Raw genomic sequence first — 1325 nt, forward strand, 5'->3', positions numbered from 1 at the left:
CACCTCCATATCTCTCCTCCCTTTTTTTTTATACTGCTCCGCCGCCCACCGAGACCTACCCTCCTTCCCTACCCGCCTCTCTCCCGATCCCGCCCCGGAAACCGCCCTCACGGGGAGCACTGGAACGCGAACCGTCGCGGTCACCACCCCGGAAACCACCCTCACGGGGAGCACTGGAACGCGAACCGTCCCGGTCGCCGCCCCGGAAGCCACCTTCGCGACGGTCGCCACCACGGAATCCACCCTCGCGGTCCCCACCACGGAAACCACCCTCACGCGGCGGGCCGGAGCGAGTGCGGTCGCCGCCCTGGTAACCGCCCTCACGACGGTCACCACCACGGAATCCACCCTCACGGGGAGCGCTGGAACGTGAACCGTCGCGGTCACCACCCCGGAAACCACCCTCACGGGGAGCGCTGGAACGCGAACCGTCGCGGTCGCCGCCCCGGAAACCGCCCTCACGGCGGTCGCCACCACGGAAACCACCGTCGCGGTCGCCGCCACGGTAACCACCTTCGCGCGGAGCGCTGGAACGCGAACCGTCCCGGTCGCCGCCCCGGAAACCACCCTCACGGGGAGCGCCGGACCGGAAGCCGCCCTCACGCGGAGCACCCGAGCGTGACCCATCACGGTCGCCGCCACGGTAGCCACCTTCGCGCGGAGCGCTGGAGCGCGAGCCGTCGCGGTCGCCACCCTCGCGGCGGTCGCCGCCGCGGTAGCCACCCTCACGGGGGGCGCTGGAGCGAGAGTTGTCCCGGTCACCACCACGGGAGCCAGAGTCGCGGCCGCCGGCGTATCCGCCTCGGGCGCCGCCGCCGCTGTCGCGGTCTCCCCGGTACGGGGGCCGGCCTTGGTCATCGCGGCGCGGGCCGCGGTCGCTTCCGCCCGCACCGTCAGTACGGTCTTCGTAACGACGGGGACGGTCTCCGCCCTGCGGTCCTGAACTCACAGGTACATCCTTCCTGATTGCGCCACCAATGGCGCTACGCAGTCGAGGGCCGACCCGGATGGGGCGGCCCTCGACTGGAAGATTGTCCGGCGGCGTCCTACTCTCCCACACCCTCACGAGTGCAGTACCATCGGCGCTGGAGGGCTTAGCTTCCGGGTTCGGAATGTAACCGGGCGTTTCCCCTCCGCCATGACCGCCGTAACTCTATGAACATATCAAACAACACCGGCATACTTCACGGGTGTTCGCTTGTTCAGAGTTGCACAGTGGACGCGTAGCAGCTTAGTAGTCAAGTCCTCGGCCTATTAGTACCGGTCAACTGAACCCGTTACCGGGCTTACATTTCCGGCCTATCAACCCAGTCGTCTAGCTGGGG

The 1325-nt window shown here is 68.3% G+C and carries 2 rRNA genes and 1 pseudogene; all 3 read right to left on the minus strand.

Annotated elements, in window-relative coordinates:
- Positions 1–642, minus strand: a pseudogene (locus NIE79_RS32050) (hypothetical protein); the annotation flags it as partial.
- A gap of 391 nt (positions 643–1033) precedes the next feature.
- Positions 1034–1150: ribosomal RNA gene (gene rrf / locus NIE79_RS32055) — 5S ribosomal RNA — on the minus strand.
- Between the two features lie 84 nt (positions 1151–1234).
- A 23S ribosomal RNA gene (locus NIE79_RS32060) occupies positions 1235–1325 on the minus strand; the annotation flags it as partial.

Source organism: Micromonospora trifolii, assembly GCF_022229005.1.
Taxonomy (GTDB): domain Bacteria; phylum Actinomycetota; class Actinomycetes; order Mycobacteriales; family Micromonosporaceae; genus Micromonospora; species Micromonospora trifolii.